Genomic DNA, 23,228 nt, shown 5'->3' with positions numbered 1-23,228 from the left:
GGCCGTTCGCAGAGCCGCGGGAGCGCCTGATGCCCGACGATTTGCCCTTCCCCCCCTCGCTGGATGCCAGTGAGCGCGTGACCATCTCCCACAGCCCCCATCGCGCCGAGTTCGCGCCCGGCGGGGGCGGACGCCTGACGCGCCTGTCGACCGAGGCGCACGACTGGATCGTGCCGCTGGCCGAGACGGATTGGCCGCCCGCGCAATGGCCGCGCGCCGGCTCGTATCCGCTGGCGCCGTACTCGAACCGGGTGCGCGATGGCGTGTTCACGTTCGAAGGCGCGCGCCACGTGCTGGCATCGTTGCCCGGACGGCCGCAGGCGATTCACGGCGCCGGCCTGTATCAACCCTGGCAGGTGCGCCATCTGGCCGATGACGCGGTCGACCTGGTGCTGCAACAGCCCGCCGGCGTGCTGGGCTGGCCGTGGCCGTATGAATGCGTGCAGCGCTATCGGTTGGATTCGCGCGGTCTGTCGTTGACGCTGTTGATGATCAACCATGGCGATGCGCCGATGCCGTTCGGTTGCGGCATCCATCCGTACTTCACCGCCACGCGCGTGGCGCTGCATGCGCGGCGCATCTGGCCGACCGACGCCGACGGCCTGCCAGGCGCCAGCCAGACCACCCACGTGCGGGAACTGGGCCAGTCGGCCGAGGGGTGCGATACCTACTTGTCGCAGTGGGGCGGCCGCGCCACGCTGCACTGGCCGGATGGACACGAACTGGCGCTGCACGCCGATCCGGCTTTCGCGCACCTGGTGGTCTACACGGCGCCAGGCGCCGATTTCCTGTGCGTGGAGCCGGTGACCAATGTCGCCGATGCCTTCAACCTGGCGGCGGCTGGCGAGACCCGCACCGGCCTGCAGGTGCTGGCGCCGGGCGGGCGTTTCAGCGCCTCGATGCTGCTGGCGTTGCAAACGCCGCGCGCGGCGCGTTGACGTCGCGCGATGCCGGCGCTGGCAACGGCCAGGGCCTGTCGGCGATAATCCGGCCAAACCAATCCAGGAGTCGCTACGTGAAAAAGCTCAGCACCGAACAATTGCAGGCGGCCGCCGAAACGCTGCGCCGGGTGCAGGCCAGGCTGGCCCGTTCGGGCAACATGCCGCTGGAACCGACGATCTACGCCAGCGCCAAGGGCTTCCGGCGCAACGTGCCCGACTATGTCTGGTCGTGGCTGTCGGGCCTGCTGGCGCCGCACAAGAGCCTGTCGGCGTGGATGGATGCGCACCAGCCCGGTTGGCGCGAAGGCAAGATTCCGGCCGCGGTGGTGTATGCGCGCACCGAGAACGGCTGGTTCGACTGGCTGATCGCCGAACTGGAAACCGAGATCAATGATCCGCACGCCCGCGCCCGGCGCGAAGGACGCGCCTGATCCGGGGGCTTGCAAGAGGGCGGGCGCTGCCCGCCGGCGCAAGGCGGGCGGTGTCCGCGGCCGCGGGCCGTGAACCCGTCAGGCCCCCGCTCGCGACCTCGCCAGGGCGGCGCGCAGCCGCCGCAAGAGCAACACCAGCAGTTCCTGCACCGCGGCCACCAGCAAGGCGGCCAGGATCGAACCGAGCACCAGGGCGTCCCACAGGCGCGGCGGGCCGACCCGGAACTGGATGGTGTCGAACACCAGCCCGGCGGTGATGCCGGCGACGATGACGGCCTTCCAGCCCTGCAGCGGCACCAGCCGCAGCATCAGCAGGGCGACCGCCACCATGCCCCAGAGCATCGGTTCCAGCGCTTGGTCGAACAGGTGAGAAATCAGAGCCAACTCCCGAAAGCGCGGCCACGGACTGAAGGCCCGCGGCGCGCAGTCGAGGTTTTACCTCTTTCTTCCGACGAATGCGAGACACCCGTCCCAATTTTTTCGTCGGGATGGGCCGGGCGCCTCAGAAGCCTTCCAGCACCACCTTGCCGCGCGCCTTGCCGCTTTCGATGAAGGCGTGGGCGCGGCGCAGGTTTTCGGCATTGATGCGGCCGTAGTGCTCGCCCAGCGTGGTGCGCAGGGTGCCGTTGTCGATCAGCCGAGCGGCCTGGTTCAGCAGTTCGTGCTGGGCGATCAGGTCGGGCGTGTTGTGCAGCGGCCGGGCGAACATGAATTCCCAGTGCAGCGAGGCCGACTTGCCCTTGAGCAGGCGCACGTCGATGGCGGAGGGGTCGTCGATCAGGGCGATCCTGCCTTGCGGCGCGATGGCTTCGGCCAGCTGCGCGAAGTGCTGGTCGGTCTGGGTCAGGCCGGCGATGAAGCTGACCTGCGGCAGGCCAATGCGCTTGAGTTCCTCGGCCAGCGGGCGGGTGTGGTCGATGACGTAATGGGCGCCCAGCTCGGTGACCCAGGCCTGGGTCTCGGGCCGGGAGGCGGTGCCGATGATGGTCAGGCCGGTCAGCTGGCGCGCCAACTGCACCAGGATCGAGCCGACGCCGCCGGCCGCGCCGACCACCAGCAGCGTGCCCTGGCTGGGCGCGGCGTTGTCCAGCACGCGCAGGCGGTCGAACAGCAGTTCCCACGCGGTGATGGTGGTCAGCGGCAGCGCGGCGGCCTGGGCGAAGTCCAGGCTCTGCGGCATGCGGCCGACGATGCGCTCGTCGACCACGTGCAGTTCGCTGTTGGCCCCGGGGCGGGTCAGGGCGCCCGCGTACCAGACGCGGTCGCCGGGCGCGAACAGGCTGGTCTTGGCGCCCACGGCGCGCACGATGCCGGCGGCGTCCCAGCCGATGATCTCGGGCTGGCCGTCCTTGGGCTTGCGGTTGGCGCGGATCTTCACGTCCACCGGGTTGACGGAGATGGCTTTGACTTCGACCAGCAGGTCGTGGTCGCCGGGAACGGGGTCGGGCGCGGTGATGTCCTGCAGCGATTGCGGATCGGTGGCGGGCAGGTTCTGGAAGTAGGCGATGGCTTTCATGGGGGATCTCGGAACGGGAAAAGGGATCAGGCGATGGTGCGGACCACGCCGCCGTCGACGCGCAGCGCGGCGCCGTTGGTGGCCGAGGACTGGCGCGAGCAGGTGTAGACGACCATGTTGGCGACTTCCTCCACCGTTGCCAGCCGGCGTAGCAGCGAGCTGGGACGATGCTGGGCGATGAAGTCGCGTTCCATCTGTTCTTGCGGCAGGCCTTGTTCCCTGGCCATTTCGGCGAAGAAGTCGACCACGCCTTCGGAGCGCGTCGGGCCGGGCAGCACGGCATTGACGGTGACGCCGCTGCCGGCCGTCAGTTCGGCCAGGCCGCGCGAGACGCCCAGCAGCGCCGTCTTGCTGACGCCGTAGTGGATCATTTCGGCCGGGATGTGCAGCGCCGATTCGCTGGAGATGAAGACGATGCGGCCCCAGTCGGCGGCCAGCATGCGCGGCAGGTAGTAGCGCGACAGGCGCACGCCGCTCATGACGTTGGTATCGAGCATGTAGCGCCAGTCGTCGTCGGTGATTTCGGTGAAGGACTTGGGCGCGAAGTAGCCGGCGTTGTTGACCAGGATGTCGACGTCGGGATGGGCGGCGCAGACCGAGGCGGCGCCGTCGGCGGTGGACAGGTCGGCCTGCACGGTGTGCACCTGGGCGCCCGGATGCCGGCGCGCGATGGCTTCGGCGGCCTGCTTGAGCTTGTCGGCGCTGCGGCCGTGCAGCACCACCTGGGCGCCGGCTTCGGCCAGGCCCTGGGCGATGGCCAGGCCAATGCCGCCGGAAGAACCGGTGACCAGGGCCTTCTTGCCGTTGAGTTCGATTTTCATGGGGACTCCAATGCGGGTAGGGGGTGACGCCATGATTACCCAGTGGCGAACGATGAAAAACCGGCTAGCATCGGACTCAGTTTCAATAATTCTTTGAAAATGAGCCCCCATGGTTCGGTTGGAAGACTTGCGCATCTTTGTCGCCGCGGCGGATCACGGCGGCTTTTCGGCCGCCGCGCGCGAATTGGACTTGACGCCGGCGGTGGCCAGCGCCGCGCTCAAGCGGCTGGAACTGTCGCTGGACACCCGCCTGTTCGTGCGGTCCACGCGCAGCCTGCGGCTGACCGGCGACGGCGAGCGCTATCTGGAATACGCGCGCGCCGCGCTGTCGAGCCTGCAGGCCGGCCAGAGCGCGCTGGCGCGCGACAAGACGGCCATCTCCGGCACGCTGTCGGTGTCGATTCCGTCGGACCTGGGGCGCCATGTGCTGCTGCCCTGGCTGGACGAATTCCAGCAGCGCCATCCGCGCGTGAACTTCCAGGTACGCATCAGCGACCGCCTGGCCGACCTCTATCGGCAGCCGGTCGACATTGCGTTGCGCTACGGCACGCCCGGCGATTCCGGCCTGGTGGCGCTGCCGCTGGGCGAGCACAACCGCCGCGTGGTGTGCGCCGCGCCGGCCTATTTCGCGCGCCATGGCCTGCCGCAGACGCCGGCCGACCTGCGCCGCCACAACTGCCTGTGCTTCGTGCTGGGCGAATCCCTGCACGACCGCTGGGCATTCGAGCACGAGGGCGGGGCGCTGACCGTGCCGGTCAAGGGCGACCGCGTCGGCGATGACGGCGACCTGGTGCGGCGCTGGGCGCTGGCCGGCTACGGCGTCGCGTACAAGTCGCGCTACGACGTGCTGGCCGACCTGCGCGCCGGCCGCCTGGTGCAGGCCCTGCCGGACTATACCGGCGAGCCGTCGCCGCTGTACCTGCTGTGCGTGCACCGCATGCTGCTGTCGCCCGCCGTCAAGCGGCTGCGCGAATTCCTGCAGGCGCGCCTGCGCGAATTCGAGGCGGGCGCCGGCGCGGCGCCCTGACAGCCGCGCCGCTCAGTGATGCGCGGCGGCGCGGTTGGCGGCGCGGGTGCGCGCGGCTTTCTTGGCGGCGGCCGAGCGTCCCGCCGCGCCCTTGGTGGCGGCGGCCTTCTTCGCGGCGGCCGAGCGATCCGCCGCGGTGCGCCGGGACGCCGACTTGGACGCGTGGCGCGACAGCGCGGGCTTGGACGCGGGCCTGGCGCTTTCACGCTTGAGGGCGCGGGTGGTGGCGCGGGCGCGCGTGGCGGATTTCGCGTGGCCGTCGTGCGCCGCCTCGCTGTCCTGCTTGGCCTTGCGGCGGGTGGCCGCGCCGGCCTTCTTGGGCGAGGGCAGGTCAACCCCAGCGCGGCGCGCCTTCGACAGGCCGATGGCGATGGCCTGCTTGGTCGAGCGCACGCCGTGCTTGCCTTCGCGCACGTGGTCGATTTCCTCGCGCACGAATTCGCCCGCTTGGGTGGATGGGGACTTGCCTTGCTTCTTGTCGCGCGCGGCGCGTTGCAGCGTTTTCCGTTCAGGCATGACAACCTCCTGGCTTGCGTTTCAGAAGCGAGACCCGGGGACGCGGACGAGGCCGCGCCGACGGAACTCGTAACACCACTCTATGCCCCACGCGGTATCCTGTGTGTTCGAATGGATTGCCGGTCGTAAGCGCCGGAACCCCGCGCGCGGCCGACGATTCGCAACGCTTCCCCCTCAAAGGAGACAAGCCATGTCGAATCATGTCTACAAGCAGATCGAGCTGGTGGGCTCGTCCACCAAGTCCACCGACGATGCGATCAGCAAGGCCATCGAACGCGCGTCCGAAACGCTACGCCACCTGGATTGGTTCGAGGTAACCGAGGTGCGCGGCCACATCAAGGACGGCAAGGTGGCGCACTGGCAGGTTGGCCTGAAGATCGGCATGCGCCTGGAAGACGGCGAGGTCTAGCGGCACCGGTGCCGTCCAATCGCAGCGGCGTCGATGCCATTGGGACACGGCGCCTGCTCCTTTTTTGAGCGACGGCTGCAAGTGCTTGCCGGATAAGCTTTTTTTCAGCTTGTCATGAGACTGTTCAGAGGTTTGTCCACACTCGGTGGGGACAAGCCCGGGCGCTTCCCTCGGCTGGCTCGCGGTGGCGTGGCGGTGCCTCGCCGCGGCGTGCCGCTGGGCGAATATTGCGCGCCGGCCGCAAGGCCTTGGCGGTAAAGGGATTTTTGCGGCTGCGCGCAGGCTGTCCTCAGCCTTATCCACATTTCCCGGGGACAACCTGGCGCCTGGGCGAGTGCGTCTGGGCCTTTCTTGACCACCCCTTGCAGGTGCTTGATGTGCAAGGGAAAAGCCGAGCTGCCCTCATCCTGTCCTCATGCTTGTCCACAGAATGTTGGGACAAATGCACCGGTCGATGCGAAGCGTCCGCGGGCGTCCCGCAATCGCCCTTTGGACGGTGGATAAGTGCGCCAGGAATCGGCCAAACGATGGATTGCGCAGTTTTTGACCGGCGTCTGCAAGTGCTTGGCACGGCAGGCTTTTTCGCACCTGCCCCACAGCTGTCCTCAAGCTTCTCCACAGTTGGCGGGGATATCGTTGGCCCCCACGCGGCGCGCACTGCGTGCGCTTGCTGCCCCCCGAGGGGGCTGCCCGGCCTTCGGGCGGCCGGGCGGCCGGGCGGCTATTTTTTTGGGGCGGTGTTGGTGGGCGGGGGCGCGCGAGGGGGGCGCGTGTTGGGGGCGGGAGGGCGCCGGGGGCTTGTTGCCTTCTGAGGTGAGGCGAAGGGAATTATTTGGGAGCGGGGGCGCTTTATCCACAAAAAAAAGCCCCCCGGCTTGGCGGGGGGCGTGATCGCCCGGAGGTAGGCGGGCGATCGGTGCCGGGTGGGGAGGCGCCCTGGCCCGGCATCGGCGGCAATCAGGGATTGAACTTCTTGATCCAGTCGACGTAGCGGTCGATCCAGCCTTGCAGGAACTTGCGCGTGCCCTCGTTGGTGATGGTGTACTGGTCGTCGATCAGGCCATCGGTGTATTGCAGGAAGACTTCCGGCGTGGTCAGCGCGATGGCGCCTTCGGCGGCCAGGATGTTGCGCAGGTGCTGCTGCATGAGCGCGGTGCCGGCGGCGCTGGGCGAGGCGCCGAGGATGCCGACGGCCTTGCCGGCCCACGAATTCTGGCCCCACGGACGAGTGCCCCAGTCGATCGCGTTCTTGATGGCGGCGGGCACCGAGCGGTTGTGCTCGGGCGAGACGAACAGGATGCCCTGGGCGTCGAGGATCTGCTGCTTGAGCTTGGCCGCGGGCGCGGGCAGGTTGTTTTCGTTGTCCTGGTTGTACAGCGGCACGTCGCCCAGGCTGACGTAGTCGAACTTGAAGTCCGCGGGAACCAGTTTTTCCAGCGCGCGCGCCAGGCGCAGGTTGATCGATGCGGCGCGCAGGCTGCCGACGAAGACGGCGATCTTGTAGGTGCTCATGAGGCGGGGCTCCTGGGTCGGGGAAAGCCCAGTGTAGACCTGTCCTCATGACGGCTCAATGGCCGCGAATCAATATGGTTATGGGCGGTGTTGACTTGTGTCAGGGCGCATCCGCGCCGGCCGCCGCGGCCGCGTCTAGCCGCTCATGAGGCTGACGTGCGCCGAGACCACGCGCCAGCCCTGCGGCGTGCGCATCCAGGTCTGGCTCTGGCGGCCGATGCGGTCGCTGCCATCGCGCTGGAATTCGATGTTGGTGGTGGCGAAATCGCGGCCGTAGGTGGTGATCGCGGTGCGCAGTACGCGGCGCGCAAGGCCTTGCGGCGAGCGGCCCGCGCGAAAGGCGCGGATGGCGTCGTAGCCATAGAGGTTCTCGGCGGCGCCATAGCGCAGCGTGTGCGGGCTGTTCCAGAACAACTCGTCCAGCACCTCGACCTGATTGCCGACCAGGGCGGCTTCATAGCGGGCAAAGGCCACGGTGACCTCGGCGACGACGTCGGGCAGGTTGATATCCATGTGAGGGGTCGGGCTCCGTGTTGATTGCACCGTCATGGTGCGTGATTCAGGGTAATCACCAATATGGGGTGTGTTGCGGTGCGCAAATCTCGCGGCCGGACGCGGCGATCGCCCTAAGCGCGGGGAAATGATGCGGTGCAAGGCTGGCACGCCGCTTGCTAGGGTTTACACCACATAACACGCTGCGCGCCGCCCCAGGAGTTTCACCATGTCCAGTTCCGCCGTTTCCGCCCCGGTCACCATGCTGGTCACCCGGCACATCACGCCCGAACGCTACAGCGATTTCCTGTCCTGGATGCGCCAGGGCGAGATCCTCGCCGCCGGCTTTCCCGGTTTTCTCGGCTCGGGCGTGCTGCAACCGCCCGAGGGCGGCGACCAGTACCAGATCGTGCTGCGCTTCAATGACGAGGCCAGCCTCAACCGCTGGGAGCAATCGCTGCCGCGCCGCATGTGGCTCGAACGCGGCGCCGCGCTGGTGCGGGCCAGCCATGCGCGCCGCGTCAGCGGCATGGACAGCTGGTTCGGCCCGCAGGGCAACGCCGGCGCGCCGCCGCGCTGGAAGCAGGCCGTGAGCATCTGGCTGGCGTATTTTCCGGTGCTGCTGGCGTTCACCTTGCTGGTGAGCGAACACCTGAGCGCACTGCCGGTGTTTTGGCGCGCGCTGATCACCAGCGTGACGATGACACCGGTGATGGTGTTTGTCTGCATTCCGTTCGTCACGCGCCGGCTGGAGCGCTGGCTGCGGCCGCACTGACGCGGCCGCGTATCGCGCCAGCGCCATCACGCCGCCTGCGCGCGGCGCGTGGCATACAGCCGGTGCAGCGTGATCTTGCGCACGGCGGCCTGGCTGTCGCCGATATGCGCCGCAAGCAAGGCCGTCGCGCGTTCGGCGTCGCGGGCCAGGATGGCGTCGAGGATGGCGCCATGTTCGGCGTAGGTATGGGCGATACGGTCGGGCTGGGTGAAGTCCAGCCGCCGCACGATGCGGATGCGCTCGGTGGCGGCGCGGTGCACGCGCGCGATCTCAGGATTGCCGGCGGCGGCCACCAGGTCCGCATGGAAGCGCTCGTCCAGGTCCGCCAGCCACTCGCCATCGCCGGAATAATGGGCGCTGTCCACCAGCCACGTATCCGCCAGCGGCTGCAGCGCGCGCAGCGGATCGGGCACCTGGCCCGGCGCGCACAGCGCGCGCACCGCCGCGATCTCCAGCACGCTGCGCAGTTCATAGAAGTGATCGAGCGTGTCGAAGTCCAGCGGCTTGACCAGCCAGCCATTGCGCTGGCGCACCTCCAGGTAGCCCTCGCGTTCCAGGCGGAACAGGGCTTCGCGCACCGGCGTGCGGCTGACCCGCAGGCGGTCGGCGATTTCGGTCTCGGTGAAGCGGTCGCCCGGCGCCAGGCGGAAATCCAGGATGTCGCGCTTGAGCGTGCCGTAGGCGGAGTCGGCCAGGCTGCGGGGCGTGTCGATGACGGCGAATGCGGAATCCATGGACGGCCTCGGTTGGCGGGTCAGGAGAGGGGACGAACGGTGGCAACGCCCGCCTGTTCCAGCCGCCGCGCGGCCAGCAGGCAATCGGCCTCGCGCCACGGCGCGGCGATCAATTGGACGCCCAGTGGCAGGTGCGCGTCGGCGCCGATGCCCGGCCAGGTGGGCGCGGCGCACACCGGCAGGCCAAGGCAGGAGATCGGCTGCGTCAGCAGGCCCATGCTGGCGCGGGCGGGCAGTGACTGGCCGGCCAGGGCCAGGGTCTCGGTGCCGATGGCGGTGGCGGGCACCGGCGTGGCCGGGGCGATCAGCACGTCGTAGCGCGCGAACAGCGCCATGGCCTCGCGGTAGACGCGGTGGCGCACCCGCTGGGCCTGCTGCACCCAGGCGGCGGGCACCAGGCTGCCGGCGACCAGGCGGTCGCGTGAATGGGGTTCGTAGTAGTCGTAGTGCGTGACCAGACGGCGGCGATGCAGCGCGCCGCCCTCGGCCGCCGTGATGACGAAGGCCGCGGCGCGCGCCTGTTCGGCGCTGGCCAGTTCGACGATCTCGGTGGCCGCGAGCGCGCGCGCGGCCAGTTGCACGGCCTGGCGCGCCTCGGGGCCGGCCCAGTGCGCGAAGTAGCCGCCCAGCACGGCCACGCGCAGCGGGCGGTCCGAAGCCAGGTCCGCCAGCACGGGTTCGGCCGCGCGCTGGGCGCAGGCGGCATCGTCGGCATCCGGGCCTTGCAGCGCGTCGTAGGCCGCCGCCAGGCTGGCCGTGTCGGCCGCGAACGGACCCAGGTGGTCGAGGCTGCCGACGAAGGGGAACGAGCCGGTGCGCGGCAGGCGGCCGAAGGTCGGCTTCAGGCCGAACACGCCGCACAGCGAGGCCGGCACGCGGATCGAGCCGTTGGTGTCCGAGCCCAGCGTCAGCGGCACGAGGCCGCCGGCCACCGCGGCCGCGCTGCCGCCCGACGAGCCGCCGGCGATGCGGGCGGGGTCGTGCGGATTGCGGCTGGCGCCGTAGTGCGAGTTCTCGGTGGTGAAACCGTAGGCGTGTTCGTCCATGTTGAGCGCGCCCACCAGCACGGCGCCGGCCTTGTGCAGCCGCGCGACCAGCGCGGCGTCGCGTGGCGCGGGCGGGTTGGCGGCGTTGACGCGGCCCCCGGCCAGCGTCACCTCCTCGGCGGTGTCGAACAGGTTCTTGACCGCGTAGGGCACGCCGGCCAACGGCGGCAGGGTGTCGCCGCGGGCGCGGCGCGCGTCGATGGCGGCGGCTTCCTGGCGCGCCCGGCTTTCGGTGACGGCGGTGAAGCAGTTGTAGCGCGCATCGGCGGCGCGGATGCGGGCCAGCGTGGCTTCGAGCACCGCCGCCGCGCTGCGTTCGCCGGCGCGGATCTGCCGCGCCAGGTCGAGGACGGCGCCGTTCATGGACGGAACACCGCGGCCGATTCCAGCTCCACCGGCAAGGCTTCGTCGACGAAGGTCGAGGCGATGTCGTGGATGCGCGTGAATTGCCGCGCCACTTCGGCCGTGGCCGGTTCGCGCAGGGCGTAGCCGGCCAGCGCCAGCGCGCTGCGCACGTATTGGTCGATGGTTTCCTGGGTCATGGCGGACTCCCGTGAATGGCGTTGCGTGTCAGCGACGGACTTCGCGCTGGAAGATCTCCAGGCTCAGCTTCTTCATGCCGATGAAGCTGGGCTCGGACAGCGTCTCGACGGTGCGTGGGCGGGCGTCGCCGTAGTCCAGGATCTCGGCCACGTGGGTGGGGCGCTTGGTCAGCAGCAGCACCTGGTCGGCCAGGTACACGGCTTCCTCCAGGTCGTGCGACACCAGCAGCATGGTGGTGCCGGTCTGCATGAAGACTTCCTGCAGCTTTTCGCGGATGAACAGCGTCATCTCGAAGTCCAGCGCCGAAAACGGCTCGTCCAGGAACAGCACTTCCGGTCCCGGGGCCAGCGCGCGCATGATGGAGGCCGTCTGCTGCTGGCCGCCCGACAGTTCGTAGGGATAGCGCTTGAGGTCGAACTTGACGTCGAACGAGGCCACCAGCTCTTCCACGCGCGCGTCGACTTCGGCCTTGCCGCGGCCTTCCAGGCGCAGCGGGTAGGCGATGTTGTCGATGGTGCGCAGCCACGGGAACATGGCCTCGCGGTAGTTCTGGAAGACGTAGCCGATCTTGGTCTGGGCCAGCGACTTGCCGTCGAACAGGATCTCGCCGGCATCGATGGGGATGAGACCCGCGATCATGTTGATCAGCGTCGACTTGCCGCAGCCGTTGGGGCCGAACACCGAGACGATCTTGCCCTTGGGGATGTCGAGGTTGAAGTCCTCGTACAGCGGCCAGCCGGCGAAGTACTTGGTCAGGCCGCGGATGGTGATGTGGGTGCCGGCCGGGCCCGGCCGGAACGGCGCGGGCGTGGGGGCGGGGGCGATGACGGGATTGATGACGGTGGACATGATTATCGGCCGCTCCAGTGGACCACGCGCTTTTCCAGCACCAGGAAAAGGATGTTGAGAACGTAGCCGAGCGCGCCGGCGGCCAGGATCGATGCATACATGTCGCGCACGTTCAGCACCTGCTGCGCATTGATGATGCGGTTGCCCAGCCCGCTGTCCGAGCCGATGAACATCTCGGCCACGATCACGATGACCAACGCCATCGACACGCCGCTGCGCAGGCCGACGAAGGTGGGTTGCAGGCTTTCCCAGATCAGCACGTCCTTGAAGATCTGCCAGCGCGAGGCGCCCATCACCCGCGCCGCCATCACGCGCTGCTTGCGCGCATTGATGACGCCGTAGGCGCTGTTGAACAGGATCACCAGCACCGCGGCGAAGGCGGCGATGGCGATCTTGTTCATGTCGGTCACGCCGAAGATCATCAGGAACAGCGGGATCAGCGCCGACGACGGCGTCGAGCGGAAGAAGTCCACCAGGAATTCGACGCTGCGGTAGGCCTTTTCATTGCTGCCCAGCAGCACGCCCAGCGGCACGCCGATCACGCCGGCGATGACGAAGGCCTGCAGCGTGCGGCTGACCGAAGCCAGGAAATCGCCCAGCAGCGGGCCGCCGGCCATGCCCTTGGCCAGGGCCACCAGCGTGGCGCCGGGCGTGGGCAGCAGCACCGGGCTGACCAGCTGCAGGCGCACCACCAGGTCCCACACCACGTACAGCGCCAGCGGGCCGATCAGCGGCAGCAGGCGCGCGGCGGTCCAGGTGCGCGGCGGGCGCGAGGCGGGCGCGGCGGCAGGCATGCCGGCGCGGGCGGTTTTGCCCGGCGACCCGGCGGCCGGGTGGGCGGCCGCCGTCGCGACGGCCGCGTGGCCGGCGCCGCCGGCCGGGGCCGCGCTGGCGCGGTTGGCGTTGATCGCGTCCATGGCTCAGCCCTTGTACAGCATCGAGGCCACGTCCACCTTCTGCGCGAAGATGCCCTTGTCGGCGAACAGGTCGAAGAATTTCTGGAAGTACTGGATGTCGCTGGGGGTGAACTCGTTGTAGAGCGTGTAGGCGGCCAGCGGCACGGCTTCGGTCATGGGACCTTCGATGGCGGTGTAGCCCTTCATGAAGGGGCGCGCCTCGTCGGGCTTGCTGCGGATCAGCTCGATGCCGCGGGCGTAGGCGGCGATGAATTTCCTGCTTTCCTCGGGATGCTTCTTCAGGAACGCGGTGGTCAGCGAGGCCGAGCCGCCGAACCACGGCGCCATCGGATCGCCCAGCACGTATTTGGCGATCACGCCCGCCTCGAGCACGCGGGTGGTGCCGTTCAAGCGCCCGACCGTGCCGGTGGGCTCGAGCGTGTAGCACGCATCCAACTGGCCGGCGGCGACCGCGGCGACGTGCTGGCTGATCGCCAGCTCGACCACGGTCGCCCCGGTTGCGCCGGCGCGCTCCAGCACTGCTTTGGCCAGCGTGGCATTCTGGATGCCGGGTCCAGAACCGACCTTTTTCCCCTTGAGGTCTGCGATGGATTGGATGGGACTGTCTTTCGCGACGATGAATTCGTCCAGCACGTTCCTGGCGTTGCTGGGATTGGAGGCGAAAATCTTGAACAGGCCGGGCGAGGCGATCTCGCCGATGGCCAGGTTGGCCGAGCCGGTGCCGTTGGCGCTGCCGTCGGCGCGGCCCGCCAGCATGGCTTCCATGACCTGCTGGGCGCCGGCGAACTTGAGCGGCTCGACGTTCAGGCCGGCTTCCTTGAAATAGCCCTTTTCGATGGCGGCGTAGAACGGCAGGCCGGCCGCGACCGGCCAGTAGCCAATGCGGATGACCGGGCCCGACTGCGCCCGCACCAGGGCCGGCGCGGCCAGCGTGGCGGCGCCCAGCGCGGCGCCTTGCATCAGCCGGCGGCGGGTGGCATTGAAAGCGAAGGGCGCGGGGCGGTCGGTCATGCGGGACTCCTGGTCGGAAAAGTGACGGGCGCTTGTAGACAAGCTTGCATACCAGTCATCAAGCAAGACCCGTGCCAACCGCCTTTTGCCCGGTTTTCGCGCCCCGCGGCGCCATCCGGGCGCGGCGCATGAACCATGCTGGTGCACGCGGCACCGCGAGAGGGCGTGCGTTGCATCATGGCGCGAGCGGCGCGCCAGGCGTTAGGATGTGAACAGGCCGGGGCCTGCCGCCCCGCCGTTCCTGAAAAGGGCGCGTCGCCAGGCGCGCCATGGCGTGGATATGAATACCCGTTTTGTCGAAGCATTCCTGTGGTCCGCCCGGCTGGGCAGTTTTCGCGCCGCCAGCGACCGCCTGCACATCACTCAGGCCGCGGTGGCCAACCGCATCGCCTCGCTCGAGGAGGACATCGGCGCGCGCCTGTTCGAGCGCGATGCCAAGGAGCTGCGGCTCACGGCGGTGGGCACGCGCCTGCTGGATTACGGCGAACGCCTGCTGCAGCTGCGCCAGCAGATCCTGTCGCTGGGCCGCACCGGCGACGAGGTGTTCGGGCTGGTGCGCATCGGCGCCATCGAGACGGTGGTGCACACCTGGCTGATCGGTTTCCTGACGAACCTGCGCTCGACCTATCCGGGCATCGAGGTGCAGCTGACCTCGGAGACCACCCGCGCCCTGCATCGTGGCCTGCGCGAAGGCACGCTCGATATTGCCTTCCAGACCGATCTGCTGACCGACACCGGCGTCATCAGCACGCCCTGCCTGCCGATGGAAATGGGCTGGGTGGGGCCGGCCGGCGATGAAGAGGCGCTGACGGTGCAGCAACTGCTGGGCGAACCGGTGCTGACCATGAGCCCCGGTTCGCAGCCGCATGAGGCATTGAAAGGGCTGTTCCGCGAAGCCGGGCTGCCCCTGGGCAAGGTGCACTGCGTCAGCTCGATCTCGGCGCTGGCGCGGCTGGTGCGCAGCGGCTTCGGCCGCGCGCTGGTGCCCTTGCCGCCGATCTACGAATACGTGGCGCGCGGCGAAGTGCAGATGATCCGCTGCGACGTGCCGGTGCCACCGCAACTGCTGGTGGTGAGCTACCTGGAAGGCGCCGGCTCGGACGCGATCCGGCTGGTGGCCGAACTGGCCTGCCGCGCGTCGGACCAATACACCGCGTCGGTCACGCCGCCAAAATTCGGATCCGCGCAATAGCGTTATCCCTAGGTCGGCGCTCAATAATTTTATTGCTGGCGCGAAAAATTACTCGTTTGTCGGGCATGGCCGCCTCGGCCGAAGATGAGTCCCTTCCGTTATCGCAGGGATTTCTTCGTTCCATGAGCCAAGCCACCACCCCGTCCACGCCCAACGGCATGCTGTTCGTCGCCTGCGACGTCGATCCCGCTTTCGAGACCGATTTCAATCGCTGGTACGACCGCGAGCACGTCGAAGAGCGCGTGCGCATCCCCGGCTTCCTGTCGGGCGCGCGCTATTTCTCGCTGTCCGGCGGCCGCAAGTACCTGGGGCTGTACCGCACGCAATCGCTGGGCGCCTTCACCACCGCGGACTACCGCGCCGCGTTCGAGCGCCAGACGCCGTGGTCGGTGACCAACCTGGACCGCATGCGCGATCCGATGCGGCGGGTGTGCGCGGTGCAGGCCGTGACCGGCTTCGGCAGCGGGAGCCACATCGCGGTGCTGCCGCTGGTGTTTGGCGGCGATGCCGAGGCGCTGCGGACGCGGGCGGCCGAGGCGGGCGCGGCGCTGGCCCGGGCCGATGGCTTCGTTCAGTCCTATCTGCTGGCGCCGGATGCCGCCCTGAGCGGTCCGTTGCCGCGCGAATCCACCGAAAACCGTCGCCTCGATCCGCTCTTCGTGATCGAAGCCAGCTCGGCGGATGTGGCCCAGGCCTTGGGCGAACAGGCGGCCGCGGCGTTCGGCACGCGCGGCGCCGACACCTGGCTGCTGGAGCTGGGCTGGAAGCTGGCCGCGGCCGACTTGCGTTGACGCGCGCCAAGCGCCGCAACGCCACACACACAGACATGGGGAACCACAATGGCTGAGAACACCTTGCACGCGCCCGCGTCCGCCCACGGCGGCGCGGCGCCCGACAACATGAAGATGAAGAAACTGGCGATGGCCAGTTCGGTCGGCACCACGCTGGAGTGGTACGACTTCACGATCTACAACCTGATGGCGGCGTTGGTGTTCAACGCCATCTTCTTCCCGTCGTTCGACCCGCTGACGGGCACCATCCTGGCGTTCTCGACCTATGCCGTGGGCTACGTCTCGCGGCCGCTGGGCGGTTTCGTCTTCGGCCACCTGGGCGACCGCCTGGGGCGCAAGTTCGTGCTGGTCGCCACCTTGGTCATCATGGGCGTGTCGACCGGGCTGATGGGCATGCTGCCCACCTACGGCACCTGGGGCGTGTGGGCGCCGGTGGCGCTGGTGGCATTGCGCTTCATCCAGGGCGTGGCGCTGGGCGGCGAGTGGGCCGGCGCGGTGCTGCTGTCGATGGAGCACGGCAAGCCCGACCAGCGCGGCCGCAATGCGTCCTTCACGCAGGTCGGCCCGTCGTGCGGCACGCTGATCGGCACCGGCTTCATCGCGCTGATCTCGCTGTGGCTCACGCCCGAGGAATTCCAGGCCTGGGGCTGGCGCGTGCCGTTCATGTCGAGCGTGGCGCTGGTGCTGTTCGGCCTGTGGCTGCGCCGCGGTGTCGAGGAAACGCCGGTGTTCCTGGAAATGGAACAGAAGCGCGAAACCGCCAACACCCCGATCAAGGAAGTGCTGGTGCAACACTGGCGCCAATTGCTGGTGGCCGGCGGCTCGCGCATCGGTTCGGACGTGCTGTACGCGCTGGTGGTGGTGTTCACGCTGACCTACGTGACCACCGTGCTGCACCTGTCGCGGCCGCTGGCGCTGGGCGCCACCATGCTGGGCGCGGCGCTCAATGCCATCGCCGTGCCGCTGTGCGGGCATTTGTCGGACAAGATCGGGCGCCGTCCCGTGTACGTGGCCGGCGCGGTGCTGGGCATGGTCTGGGCCTTCGTGTTCTTCACGCTGATGGACACCGCGCATCCGGTCGCGATCTGCGCGGCGGTGGTGGTGGGCCTGTTGATCCACGCGATGATGTACGGCCCGCAGGCCGCCTTCATCACCGAGCAGTTCCCGGGCCGGGTGCGCTACGCCGGGTCGTCGCTGGCCTACACGCTGGCCGGCATCGTCGGCGGAGGCTTCGCGCCGCTGATCATCGCCAGCCTGTTCAAGTCGTGGAGTTCGACCGTGGCGGTGTCGCTGTACGTGGCCGCCGCGCTGGTGGTGACCGCCGTGTCGGTGCTGGCCGCCAGGGAAACCGCCAAGGCGCCGTTGCAGCGTTGAGCATCCGGCCGGCCTGGCTGGCAGGAAGCCCGGGACCGCTCCCGGGCTTTTTTTCGTCCCCGGCCCGGTTTTGCTGGCTTTTTCCGTTCGGATAAACGTCAGGTATCTGACTTTTCGCTGAATAACAAACGAAAATTGTTTACACTCGCATCCACAAATTCAAGTGTGGACGGGGCCGCCGCGGGGTGGATTTCGTCCGAGTTACGGGAGAAAGTCGATGCGCAAGTTGTTGTTGGGGGCGGCGCTGGCCGTCGCGGCATTCGGGGGAACGGTTCATGCCGCCACGCAGCCCAAGGCCGTGGTGGCGAACTATTCAGACCTGGCGCTGGCGGGCTATCAAGACGCGCTGACCTCCGCCAAGACGCTGCGCGAGGCCATCAACGCCCTGGTCGCCAAGCCCAGCGCGGACACGCTCAAGGCCGCCCGCCAGGCCTGGCTGGACGCGCGCGTGCCGTACCAGCAGACCGAGGCGTTCCGCTTCGGCAACCCGATCGTCGACGACTGGGAAGGGCGCGTGAACGCCTGGCCGCTGGACGAAGGCCTGATCGACTACGTCGACGCCTCCTACGGCACCGAGAACGACGAGAACGCCTACTACGCGGTCAACGTCATCGCCAACTCCAAGATCTCGGTAGGCGGCAAGACCGTCGATGTCAGCGAGATCACGCCCAAGCTGCTGTCCGAAGTGCTGCACGAGGCCGACGGCAACGAGGCCAACGTCGCCACCGGCTACCACGCCATCGAATTCCTGCTGTGGGGCCAGGACCTTAACGGCACCGGCCCGGCACCGGCCGACCGCAAGGGCACGCCGCAGGAGCGCCACTCGGGCAACCGCCCGCACACCGACTACGACGTCAAGCAGTGCACCGGCGGCAACTGCGAACGCCGCATCGCCTACCTGAAGGCCGTGACCGACCTGCTGGTGACCGACCTGGAAGAGATGGTCGGCAATTGGCAGAAGGACGGTGCCGCGCGCAAGGCCGTGGAAGAAGACCCCAAGGCCGGCCTGGTGGCGATGCTGACCGGCGTGGGCAGCCTGTCGTACGGCGAACTGGCCGGCGAGCGCATGAAGCTCGGCCTGATGCTGCACGATCCGGAGGAAGAGCATGACTGCTTCTCGGACAACACCCACAACTCGCACTTCTACAACCAGATCGGCATCCGCAACGTCTACCTGGGCGCGTACACCCGCGTCGATGGCAAGCAGGTGTCGGGCGCCAGCCTGTCGGAACTGGTCAAGGCGCGCGATCCCAAGCTGGACGCGGAAGTGCGCGCCAAGCTGGACGCCACCGTGGCCGCCATGCAGGCGATGAAGACCCGCGCCGAGACGGTCGAGACCTACGACCAGATGATCGCCGACGGCAACAAGGAAGGCAACGCCGTGGTGCAGGCCGCCATCGACCGCCTGGTCGACCAGACCCGCAGCCTGGAGCGCGTGATCGCGCTGCTGGACCTGGGCAAGGTCGCCATCGAAGGTTCCGACAGCCTGGACAAACCCGACGCCGTATTCAAGTGAAGCTCGTATTCGCCGCCGTACTGGCGGCGTCGGCCCATGCCGGCGCCGCCGCCGCTCCAACCGCGCCCGCCGGGCGCGACGACCTGAGCGCCGAAGACCTCAAGCGGGTCCTCGCCATCACCGCGCCGACCCGTGATTTCTCCAAGGCCGAAACCTTCGAGACCATGCAGGCGGGCGCCACCACCACCAACAAGCTCATCAACGCCGACATTTTCTCGCAGCCGTCGGCCAACATGAGCTTCGAGCGGCGCCAGGAATTCCAGGTCGGCAACGGCCTGTTCCGCAAGGACTGGGTGTCCGCGCCGGCGTCCACGCAGGCCTCCGACGGCCTCGGGCCGCTGTTCAACGCGCGTTCGTGCCAGGCCTGTCATACCAAGGACGGGCGCGGCTCGGTGCCGGGCTTCGATCCGCTGGAACGTCCCGACGCGGTGGCGCTGCTGCTGCGCCTGGCGGTGCCGGAGGGCCCCGACCGCGGCCATCCGCGGCTGGCGCCGGGCGAGATCGCGCTGCTGCCCGAGCCGGTCTACGGCGTGCAGCTGCAGAACTTCGCCGTGGCCGGCCTGCCGGCCGAAGGCCGCATGGAAATCGAATACACGCCGGTCACGGTCAAGCTCAACGGTGGCGAGACCGCGACGTTGATGAAGCCGGTCTACCGCATCGACAACCTGGGCTACGGTCCGATGCGCAAGGACACGCAGATATCGCCGCGCCTGGCGCCGCCGATGATCGGCCTGGGCCTGCTGGAATCGATCCACCAGGCCGACATCCTGGCCAACATCGGCGCCGACAAGCGCGACGGCATCGTCGGCAAGGCCAACTGGGTGACCGACGCGCGCACCGGCCAGCGCTTGCTGGGCCGCTTCAACCTGAAGGCCGGGCAGCCCACGGTGGAGCAGCAGAGCGCCGCCGCGTTCTCCAACGACATGGGCCTGTCGACGCCGCTGTTCCCCAATCACCACGGCGACTGTACGCCGGCGCAACCCCAGTGCCTGGAGATGCCGCACGGCGCGCAGCCGCGTTTCGGCCCCGAGGAAGTGCCGGCCAAGCTGATGGACTTCGTCACCACCTATTCGACCAACCTGGCGGTGCCGCAGCGGCGCGACGCCGACGACGCCCGCGTGCTGGCCGGCAAGAAGCTGTTCTACGAGGCCAACTGCGTCGCCTGCCACGTGCCCAAGTACGTCACCAGCCGCAATGCGAAACAGGCCGAGCACCGCTTCCAGCTGATCTGGCCGTACACCGACATGCTGGTGCATGACATGGGCGATGACCTGGCCGACGGCGTGTCCGACGGCTCGGCCAATGGCCGGGAATGGCGCACGCCGCCGCTGTGGGGCATCGGCCTGACCCGGACCGTCAATCCCAACGCCACCTGGCTGCACGACGGCCGCGCCCGCACGCTGCTGGAAGCAGTGCTGTGGCATGGCGGCGCCGGCCAGCCGGCGCGCGATCGCGTGGTGGCGATGACGCCCGAAGAACGCGCCGACCTGATCCGTTTCCTGGAGTCGCTGTAATGGCTATCTTCGTTGCACGCTGGCGCGCGCCGGCCCGGACCCTGGCCGCCGCGCTGGCGCTGGCCTGGCCGCTGGCCGCGGGCGCCGAACTGCCCGCCGACCTGGGCGAGCGCCTGGCGCAAGGCTACGCGCGGCCGGCGGCCGCCGGCATGGTCGCGGCTGCCACCGACCTGGAAGGCGCGCTGGGCCAGTGGTGCGGCAAGCCGGACGCGGACGGCGCCAAGCGCGTGGAAGCCGCCTTCGCCGGCCTGGCGCTGGCGTGGGCGCGGCTCGAACCATTGCGTTTCGGTCCGCTGGTGCAGGCCAATCGTTATGAACGCCTGGCATTCTGGCCCGATACCCGGGGCGTGATGCCCCGGCAGGTGCAGGCCTTGATCGCCGCGCAGGACGCCGAACTGCTCAAGCCGGGCGCGCTGGCGGGCCGCAGCGTGGCGGTGCAGGGCCTGCCGGCGCTGGAATTCGTGCTGTACGGCGAACCGGCAGCGCTCACGCAGACCGCCGCGCCGACCTTCGGCTACGCCTGCGGCTATGCCCGCGCCGTGTCGGCCAATATTGCCGCGATCTCGCGCGACGTGGCGCAGGCCTGGGAAGCCAAGGCCGAGTTCGGCCGCCAGTTCGCGCGGCCCCAGGCGGGCAATGACCTCTACCGCGATCCGCAGGAGGTGGCGGCCGAAGCCATGAAGGCGCTGTCCACCGGCCTGCAGTTCGCGCGCGACGTGAAGCTGTTGCCCGTGCTGGGCGATTCGGCCGGGAGCGCGCGGCCCAAGCGCGCCGCCTTCTGGCGCAGCGGCCTGTCCACGCGCACGCTGGCGGCCAGCCTGGATGGCCTGGCGGCGTTCTACACGGCGGGCGGCCATGCACTGCCCAAGGGCGAGGACTGGATGCCGGGCGCGGTGCTGGGCGAGCTGGGCAACGCGGCGCGCGCGTTGCGCGAGGCGCCGGCGCCGCTGGAGCAGGCGCTGGCCGACGCGGAAGGGCGGCGCCTGCTGGGACTGGCGGCGCTGACGTTGAAGAACGCCAAAGCCATCGTCGACCAGGACCTGGCGCCGGCACTGGGCGTGACCATCGGCTTCAATGCGCTCGATGGCGATTGATCGAGCGCCGGCCGCGATGCCGGCCGATCCACGCGGGCGACCCGCGCCGCGCGTGGCGGACGGCGCGCCGGCGCGGCCCGCGCGGCGCGAATTCCTGGCATGGGGCGCCGCGGGCGCGCTGGGCGCCACGCTGGCCTGGCCCGGCGCGGCGCTGGCCACGGCGGCGCGCGATGACGCCGCGCTGTACCTGGCGGCGCGCCAGCGCGGCGGCCGCGACGAGGCGGTGGTCCTGGATGCGTCCGGGCAGGACCGCCGGGTGCTGCCAATGCCCGCGCGCGGCCACAGCTTCGCCATCGACGCGGCCGGCGGCCGCGCCGTGGTGTTCGGGCGCCAGCCGGGCTTTTTCGCCCTGGCCTTCGACCTGCGCGGCGAACGCGCGCCGCTCGAACTGCCGTTACCGCAAGATCGCCATTTCTTCGGCCACGGCGCCTATTTCGATGGCGGCCGCCTGCTGGCCGCCACCGAAAACGATTTCGAAGGCGCGCGCGGCGTGCTCGGCATCTATGACGCCACGCCCGGCGGCGGCTACCGCCGCGTCGGCGAGTACGACAGCGGCGGCATCGGCCCGCACGAAGTCGTCCTGATGCCGGACGGCAGGACCTTGTGCGTGGCCAATGGCGGCATCCTGACCCACCCCGACTACGGCAAGCTCGAACTCAATCTCGATACCATGCGCCCGTCGCTGGCGTACCTGGACGCGGCCAGCGGCAGGTTGCTGGAAAAGGTGGAACTGGCGCCCGAGTTGCATCGCCTGTCGATCCGCCACCTGGCGCTGGCGGCCGATGGCAGTGTGTGGTTCGGCTGCCAGTACATGGGACCGGCCGGTGACCGCCCGGCGCTGGTGGGCCGCCACCGGCGCGGCGCGCCCGCGCAACTGCACGCCGGACCGGCGGCCACGCTGCGCGAGATGCGCAATTACGTCGGTTCGGTGGCGGCGGACGCCGCCGGCGCGGTCATCGCCACCTCCAGCCCCGTGGGCGGCCGGGTGCTGTACTGGGACGCCGCCAGCGGGGCCTGCCTGGGCGAGACGCGGCTGGCCGACGGCTGCGGCGTGGCGCCGGCGCCGCGCGCCGGTTTCCTTGTCAGCAGCGGGTTGGGCGCCATGCTGCGCACCGATGCCGCGGGTGGCGAACAGCCGCTGCTGGCGCCGTCGCGCGAACGTTCCTGGGACAACCACTTCCGCAAGGTCGCCGGCGCCTGACCGCGCCGTTGCCGCCGCATATCCCTGCGGCTCAGCCAGCGCGCTTTACAAAGCCTGACATACCGGACACCCGCCGGCGCCCTTTCCGCATGACGCATCTGATACAGTTTTCGGCTGTCTTTTTTTGCATGAGGGAGCGACAACGATGGAAGACGCCTTGAAGGAATTCAATGCCTGGGCGCCCAGGCTGGTGGACCTGGGCATCAATCTGCTGGTGGCCTTGCTGATCCTGGTCATCGGCTGGTGGGTGTCGACGCTGCTGGGCCGCTGGGTTCGGCGCATCGCCACGCGCTCCAGCAAGATCGACCCGACCATCGTGCCGATGTTCTACAGCACCGTGGTATGGACGGTGCGCATCTTCACGCTGATCGCGGTGCTGGCGCGCTTCGGGGTGCAGACCGCCAGCCTGATCGCGGTGCTTGGCGCCGCCGGCCTGGCCGTCGGCCTGGCGCTGCAGGGCACGCTGCAGAACATCGCGGCCGGCATCATGCTGCTGATCCTGCGCCCGGTGCGCGCCGGCGAATACGTCGGTTTGAGCTCCGGCGCCGAAGGCACGGTCGAGGAAGTCGGCCTGTTCCTGACGCGCCTGATCCAGGTCGACGGCATCCACCTGACGCTGCCCAACAGCACCGTCTGGAACGCCACCATCACCAACTACAGCCGCAACAAGACCCGCCGCCTGGATATCCCGGTGCCGGTGCGCTATGGCGATGACCTGAACGCGGTGCTGACCAAGCTGCAGGACATCGTCGCGGCCAATCCGAACGCGCTGAAGGACCCGCAGCCGCTGGTGAAGGTGGTCGACTACAAGGAAAGCGGCGTGGTGGTGAACGTGCGCGTGTGGGCCGACGCCGCCAAGTACTGGGACCTGCGCTGGGGCCTGTACCAGGACATCCGCCTGTCGCTGGAGGCCGCGGGCTTCCAGGCGCCGATCCCGCTGCGCGAGATCCAGAACCCCAAGGCCAGCGAGCCCAAGGCTGGCGCCGCGGCCTGAGCGTATGGCCTG

The 23,228-nt window shown here is 69.1% G+C and carries 25 protein-coding genes; 13 read left to right on the top strand and 12 right to left on the bottom strand.

What is annotated here, in order from left to right:
- Nucleotides 1-29 precede the first annotated feature (29 nt).
- Together AC6CR5_RS12475 and AC6CR5_RS12470 are read left to right on the top strand one after the other, a co-directional pair.
- On the top strand, nt 30-938 hold the full coding sequence (locus tag AC6CR5_RS12475) for an aldose epimerase family protein (protein ID WP_238920647.1): 909 nt from the start codon (nt 30-32) through the stop codon (nt 936-938).
- Nucleotides 939-1,015: 77 nt separating this feature from the next.
- Entirely contained in the window at nt 1,016-1,372 is a 357-nt protein-coding gene (locus AC6CR5_RS12470) for a hypothetical protein (RefSeq protein WP_006386510.1), read from the top strand.
- A 78-nt stretch (nt 1,373-1,450) separates the two neighbouring features.
- On the opposite strand, the gene AC6CR5_RS12465 is transcribed toward AC6CR5_RS12470, so the two are convergent.
- From AC6CR5_RS12465 to AC6CR5_RS12455, 3 genes are all read right to left on the bottom strand, one after another.
- Nucleotides 1,451-1,756 carry a hypothetical protein gene (locus tag AC6CR5_RS12465; RefSeq protein ID WP_223821467.1) on the bottom strand — a complete coding sequence of 102 codons (306 nt, stop codon included), beginning with the start codon at nt 1,754-1,756 and terminating at the stop codon, nt 1,451-1,453.
- Between the two features lie 118 nt (nt 1,757-1,874).
- Complete coding sequence (locus tag AC6CR5_RS12460) at nt 1,875-2,888, bottom strand: zinc-binding alcohol dehydrogenase family protein (RefSeq protein WP_026384428.1); 1,014 nt, start codon at nt 2,886-2,888, stop codon at nt 1,875-1,877.
- Between the two features lie 26 nt (nt 2,889-2,914).
- Nucleotides 2,915-3,709 carry an SDR family NAD(P)-dependent oxidoreductase gene (locus tag AC6CR5_RS12455; RefSeq protein ID WP_024069880.1) on the bottom strand — a complete coding sequence of 265 codons (795 nt, stop codon included), beginning with the start codon at nt 3,707-3,709 and terminating at the stop codon, nt 2,915-2,917.
- 109 nt (nt 3,710-3,818) lie between these two features.
- On the opposite strand from AC6CR5_RS12455, the gene AC6CR5_RS12450 reads away from it, so the two are divergent.
- On the top strand, nt 3,819-4,736 hold the full coding sequence (locus AC6CR5_RS12450; protein ID WP_049053614.1) for a LysR family transcriptional regulator: 918 nt from the start codon (nt 3,819-3,821) through the stop codon (nt 4,734-4,736).
- Nucleotides 4,737-4,748: 12 nt separating this feature from the next.
- Here AC6CR5_RS12450 and AC6CR5_RS12445 read toward each other — a convergent pair whose 3' ends face one another.
- Nucleotides 4,749-5,252, bottom strand: a complete 504-nt coding sequence (locus tag AC6CR5_RS12445; RefSeq protein ID WP_070540612.1) for a DUF6496 domain-containing protein — start codon at nt 5,250-5,252, stop codon at nt 4,749-4,751.
- 190 nt (nt 5,253-5,442) lie between these two features.
- Here AC6CR5_RS12445 and AC6CR5_RS12440 point away from each other — a divergent pair, with 190 nt between their 5' ends.
- Nucleotides 5,443-5,661, top strand: coding sequence for a dodecin (locus tag AC6CR5_RS12440; protein ID WP_020928910.1), 219 nt, complete (start codon nt 5,443-5,445; stop codon nt 5,659-5,661).
- 957 nt (nt 5,662-6,618) lie between these two features.
- On the opposite strand, the gene AC6CR5_RS12435 is transcribed toward AC6CR5_RS12440, so the two are convergent.
- Together AC6CR5_RS12435 and hpxZ are read right to left on the bottom strand one after the other, a co-directional pair.
- Nucleotides 6,619-7,173: an NADPH-dependent FMN reductase gene (locus tag AC6CR5_RS12435; protein WP_006386518.1), complete on the bottom strand. Its 555-nt coding sequence runs from the start codon at nt 7,171-7,173 to the stop codon at nt 6,619-6,621.
- A 135-nt stretch (nt 7,174-7,308) separates the two neighbouring features.
- Nucleotides 7,309-7,686, bottom strand: coding sequence for an oxalurate catabolism protein HpxZ (gene hpxZ, locus AC6CR5_RS12430; protein ID WP_006386519.1), 378 nt, complete (start codon nt 7,684-7,686; stop codon nt 7,309-7,311).
- 208 nt (nt 7,687-7,894) lie between these two features.
- On the opposite strand from hpxZ, the gene AC6CR5_RS12425 reads away from it, so the two are divergent.
- Complete coding sequence (locus AC6CR5_RS12425; protein ID WP_024069877.1) at nt 7,895-8,440, top strand: antibiotic biosynthesis monooxygenase; 546 nt, start codon at nt 7,895-7,897, stop codon at nt 8,438-8,440.
- Between the two features lie 26 nt (nt 8,441-8,466).
- Here the strand turns inward: AC6CR5_RS12425 and AC6CR5_RS12420 are convergent, their stop codons facing one another.
- The 6 genes from AC6CR5_RS12420 to AC6CR5_RS12395 all read right to left on the bottom strand — a co-directional run bounded on the left by AC6CR5_RS12420 (nt 8,467) and on the right by AC6CR5_RS12395 (nt 13,540).
- Nucleotides 8,467-9,174, bottom strand: a complete 708-nt coding sequence (locus tag AC6CR5_RS12420) for a GntR family transcriptional regulator (protein ID WP_024069876.1) — start codon at nt 9,172-9,174, stop codon at nt 8,467-8,469.
- 20 nt (nt 9,175-9,194) lie between these two features.
- Entirely contained in the window at nt 9,195-10,583 is a 1,389-nt protein-coding gene (locus tag AC6CR5_RS12415) for an AtzE family amidohydrolase (RefSeq protein ID WP_054441028.1), read from the bottom strand.
- Entirely contained in the window at nt 10,580-10,762 is a 183-nt protein-coding gene (locus tag AC6CR5_RS12410) for a DUF4089 domain-containing protein (RefSeq protein WP_006386524.1), read from the bottom strand. The genes AC6CR5_RS12415 and AC6CR5_RS12410 overlap by 4 nt, the downstream gene beginning before the upstream one ends.
- 28 nt (nt 10,763-10,790) lie before the next feature.
- Entirely contained in the window at nt 10,791-11,612 is an 822-nt protein-coding gene (locus AC6CR5_RS12405) for an ABC transporter ATP-binding protein (protein ID WP_346507176.1), read from the bottom strand.
- 2 nt (nt 11,613-11,614) lie between these two features.
- On the bottom strand, nt 11,615-12,406 hold the full coding sequence (locus tag AC6CR5_RS12400; RefSeq protein ID WP_026384433.1) for an ABC transporter permease: 792 nt from the start codon (nt 12,404-12,406) through the stop codon (nt 11,615-11,617).
- A gap of 126 nt (nt 12,407-12,532) precedes the next feature.
- A complete protein-coding gene (locus AC6CR5_RS12395; RefSeq protein ID WP_353630610.1) occupies nt 12,533-13,540 on the bottom strand; it encodes an ABC transporter substrate-binding protein in 1,008 nt (335 codons plus the stop codon).
- A gap of 280 nt (nt 13,541-13,820) precedes the next feature.
- On the opposite strand from AC6CR5_RS12395, the gene AC6CR5_RS12390 reads away from it, so the two are divergent.
- The 8 genes from AC6CR5_RS12390 to AC6CR5_RS12355 all read left to right on the top strand — a co-directional run bounded on the left by AC6CR5_RS12390 (nt 13,821) and on the right by AC6CR5_RS12355 (nt 23,216).
- Nucleotides 13,821-14,732 (top strand): LysR family transcriptional regulator, encoded by a 912-nt coding sequence (locus tag AC6CR5_RS12390; protein ID WP_035182522.1) that lies wholly within the window; start codon nt 13,821-13,823, stop codon nt 14,730-14,732.
- A gap of 122 nt (nt 14,733-14,854) precedes the next feature.
- The gene (locus tag AC6CR5_RS12385; protein WP_006386529.1) at nt 14,855-15,523 is read left to right on the top strand and encodes a DUF4286 family protein; all 669 of its coding nucleotides are present in this window, start codon (nt 14,855-14,857) and stop codon (nt 15,521-15,523) included.
- 48 nt (nt 15,524-15,571) lie between these two features.
- Entirely contained in the window at nt 15,572-16,897 is a 1,326-nt protein-coding gene (locus AC6CR5_RS12380) for an MFS transporter (protein WP_026384436.1), read from the top strand.
- Between the two features lie 217 nt (nt 16,898-17,114).
- Complete coding sequence (locus AC6CR5_RS12375) at nt 17,115-18,413, top strand: imelysin family protein (protein ID WP_020928897.1); 1,299 nt, start codon at nt 17,115-17,117, stop codon at nt 18,411-18,413.
- Nucleotides 18,410-19,927 (top strand): di-heme oxidoreductase family protein, encoded by a 1,518-nt coding sequence (locus AC6CR5_RS12370; protein WP_498085682.1) that lies wholly within the window; start codon nt 18,410-18,412, stop codon nt 19,925-19,927. Before AC6CR5_RS12375 ends, AC6CR5_RS12370 begins: the two co-directional genes overlap by 4 nt.
- Nucleotides 19,927-21,021 (top strand): imelysin family protein, encoded by a 1,095-nt coding sequence (locus AC6CR5_RS12365; RefSeq protein WP_498085681.1) that lies wholly within the window; start codon nt 19,927-19,929, stop codon nt 21,019-21,021. Before AC6CR5_RS12370 ends, AC6CR5_RS12365 begins: the two co-directional genes overlap by 1 nt.
- Nucleotides 21,002-22,222: a DUF1513 domain-containing protein gene (locus AC6CR5_RS12360; protein WP_223308626.1), complete on the top strand. Its 1,221-nt coding sequence runs from the start codon at nt 21,002-21,004 to the stop codon at nt 22,220-22,222. Before AC6CR5_RS12365 ends, AC6CR5_RS12360 begins: the two co-directional genes overlap by 20 nt.
- Nucleotides 22,223-22,367: 145 nt before the next feature.
- Nucleotides 22,368-23,216: a mechanosensitive ion channel family protein gene (locus tag AC6CR5_RS12355; RefSeq protein ID WP_006386533.1), complete on the top strand. Its 849-nt coding sequence runs from the start codon at nt 22,368-22,370 to the stop codon at nt 23,214-23,216.
- The last annotated feature ends 12 nt before the right edge of the window (nt 23,217-23,228 follow it).

Source organism: Achromobacter sp. EG18 (assembly GCF_059759395.1).
The sequence above is the reverse complement of the archived record's forward strand: the minus strand, read 5'-3'. Positions and strand labels throughout refer to the sequence as shown.

Coding starts and splice junctions, on each gene's coding strand:
- AC6CR5_RS12475 (WP_238920647.1), top strand. CDS start 30: ATGCCCGACGATTTGCCCTTCCCCCCCTCGCTGGATGCCAGTGAGCGC.
- AC6CR5_RS12460 (WP_026384428.1), bottom strand. CDS start 2,888: ATGAAAGCCATCGCCTACTTCCAGAACCTGCCCGCCACCGATCCGCAA.
- AC6CR5_RS12455 (WP_024069880.1), bottom strand. CDS start 3,709: ATGAAAATCGAACTCAACGGCAAGAAGGCCCTGGTCACCGGTTCTTCC.
- AC6CR5_RS12450 (WP_049053614.1), top strand. CDS start 3,819: ATGGTTCGGTTGGAAGACTTGCGCATCTTTGTCGCCGCGGCGGATCAC.
- AC6CR5_RS12445 (WP_070540612.1), bottom strand. CDS start 5,252: ATGCCTGAACGGAAAACGCTGCAACGCGCCGCGCGCGACAAGAAGCAA.
- AC6CR5_RS12440 (WP_020928910.1), top strand. CDS start 5,443: ATGTCGAATCATGTCTACAAGCAGATCGAGCTGGTGGGCTCGTCCACC.
- AC6CR5_RS12435 (WP_006386518.1), bottom strand. CDS start 7,173: ATGAGCACCTACAAGATCGCCGTCTTCGTCGGCAGCCTGCGCGCCGCA.
- hpxZ (WP_006386519.1), bottom strand. CDS start 7,686: ATGGATATCAACCTGCCCGACGTCGTCGCCGAGGTCACCGTGGCCTTT.
- AC6CR5_RS12425 (WP_024069877.1), top strand. CDS start 7,895: ATGTCCAGTTCCGCCGTTTCCGCCCCGGTCACCATGCTGGTCACCCGG.
- AC6CR5_RS12420 (WP_024069876.1), bottom strand. CDS start 9,174: ATGGATTCCGCATTCGCCGTCATCGACACGCCCCGCAGCCTGGCCGAC.
- AC6CR5_RS12415 (WP_054441028.1), bottom strand. CDS start 10,583: ATGAACGGCGCCGTCCTCGACCTGGCGCGGCAGATCCGCGCCGGCGAA.
- AC6CR5_RS12410 (WP_006386524.1), bottom strand. CDS start 10,762: ATGACCCAGGAAACCATCGACCAATACGTGCGCAGCGCGCTGGCGCTG.
- AC6CR5_RS12405 (WP_346507176.1), bottom strand. CDS start 11,612: ATGTCCACCGTCATCAATCCCGTCATCGCCCCCGCCCCCACGCCCGCG.
- AC6CR5_RS12400 (WP_026384433.1), bottom strand. CDS start 12,406: ATGCCTGCCGCCGCGCCCGCCTCGCGCCCGCCGCGCACCTGGACCGCC.
- AC6CR5_RS12395 (WP_353630610.1), bottom strand. CDS start 13,540: ATGACCGACCGCCCCGCGCCCTTCGCTTTCAATGCCACCCGCCGCCGG.
- AC6CR5_RS12390 (WP_035182522.1), top strand. CDS start 13,821: ATGAATACCCGTTTTGTCGAAGCATTCCTGTGGTCCGCCCGGCTGGGC.
- AC6CR5_RS12385 (WP_006386529.1), top strand. CDS start 14,855: ATGAGCCAAGCCACCACCCCGTCCACGCCCAACGGCATGCTGTTCGTC.
- AC6CR5_RS12380 (WP_026384436.1), top strand. CDS start 15,572: ATGGCTGAGAACACCTTGCACGCGCCCGCGTCCGCCCACGGCGGCGCG.
- AC6CR5_RS12375 (WP_020928897.1), top strand. CDS start 17,115: ATGCGCAAGTTGTTGTTGGGGGCGGCGCTGGCCGTCGCGGCATTCGGG.
- AC6CR5_RS12365 (WP_498085681.1), top strand. CDS start 19,927: ATGGCTATCTTCGTTGCACGCTGGCGCGCGCCGGCCCGGACCCTGGCC.
- AC6CR5_RS12360 (WP_223308626.1), top strand. CDS start 21,002: ATGCGCTCGATGGCGATTGATCGAGCGCCGGCCGCGATGCCGGCCGAT.
- AC6CR5_RS12355 (WP_006386533.1), top strand. CDS start 22,368: ATGGAAGACGCCTTGAAGGAATTCAATGCCTGGGCGCCCAGGCTGGTG.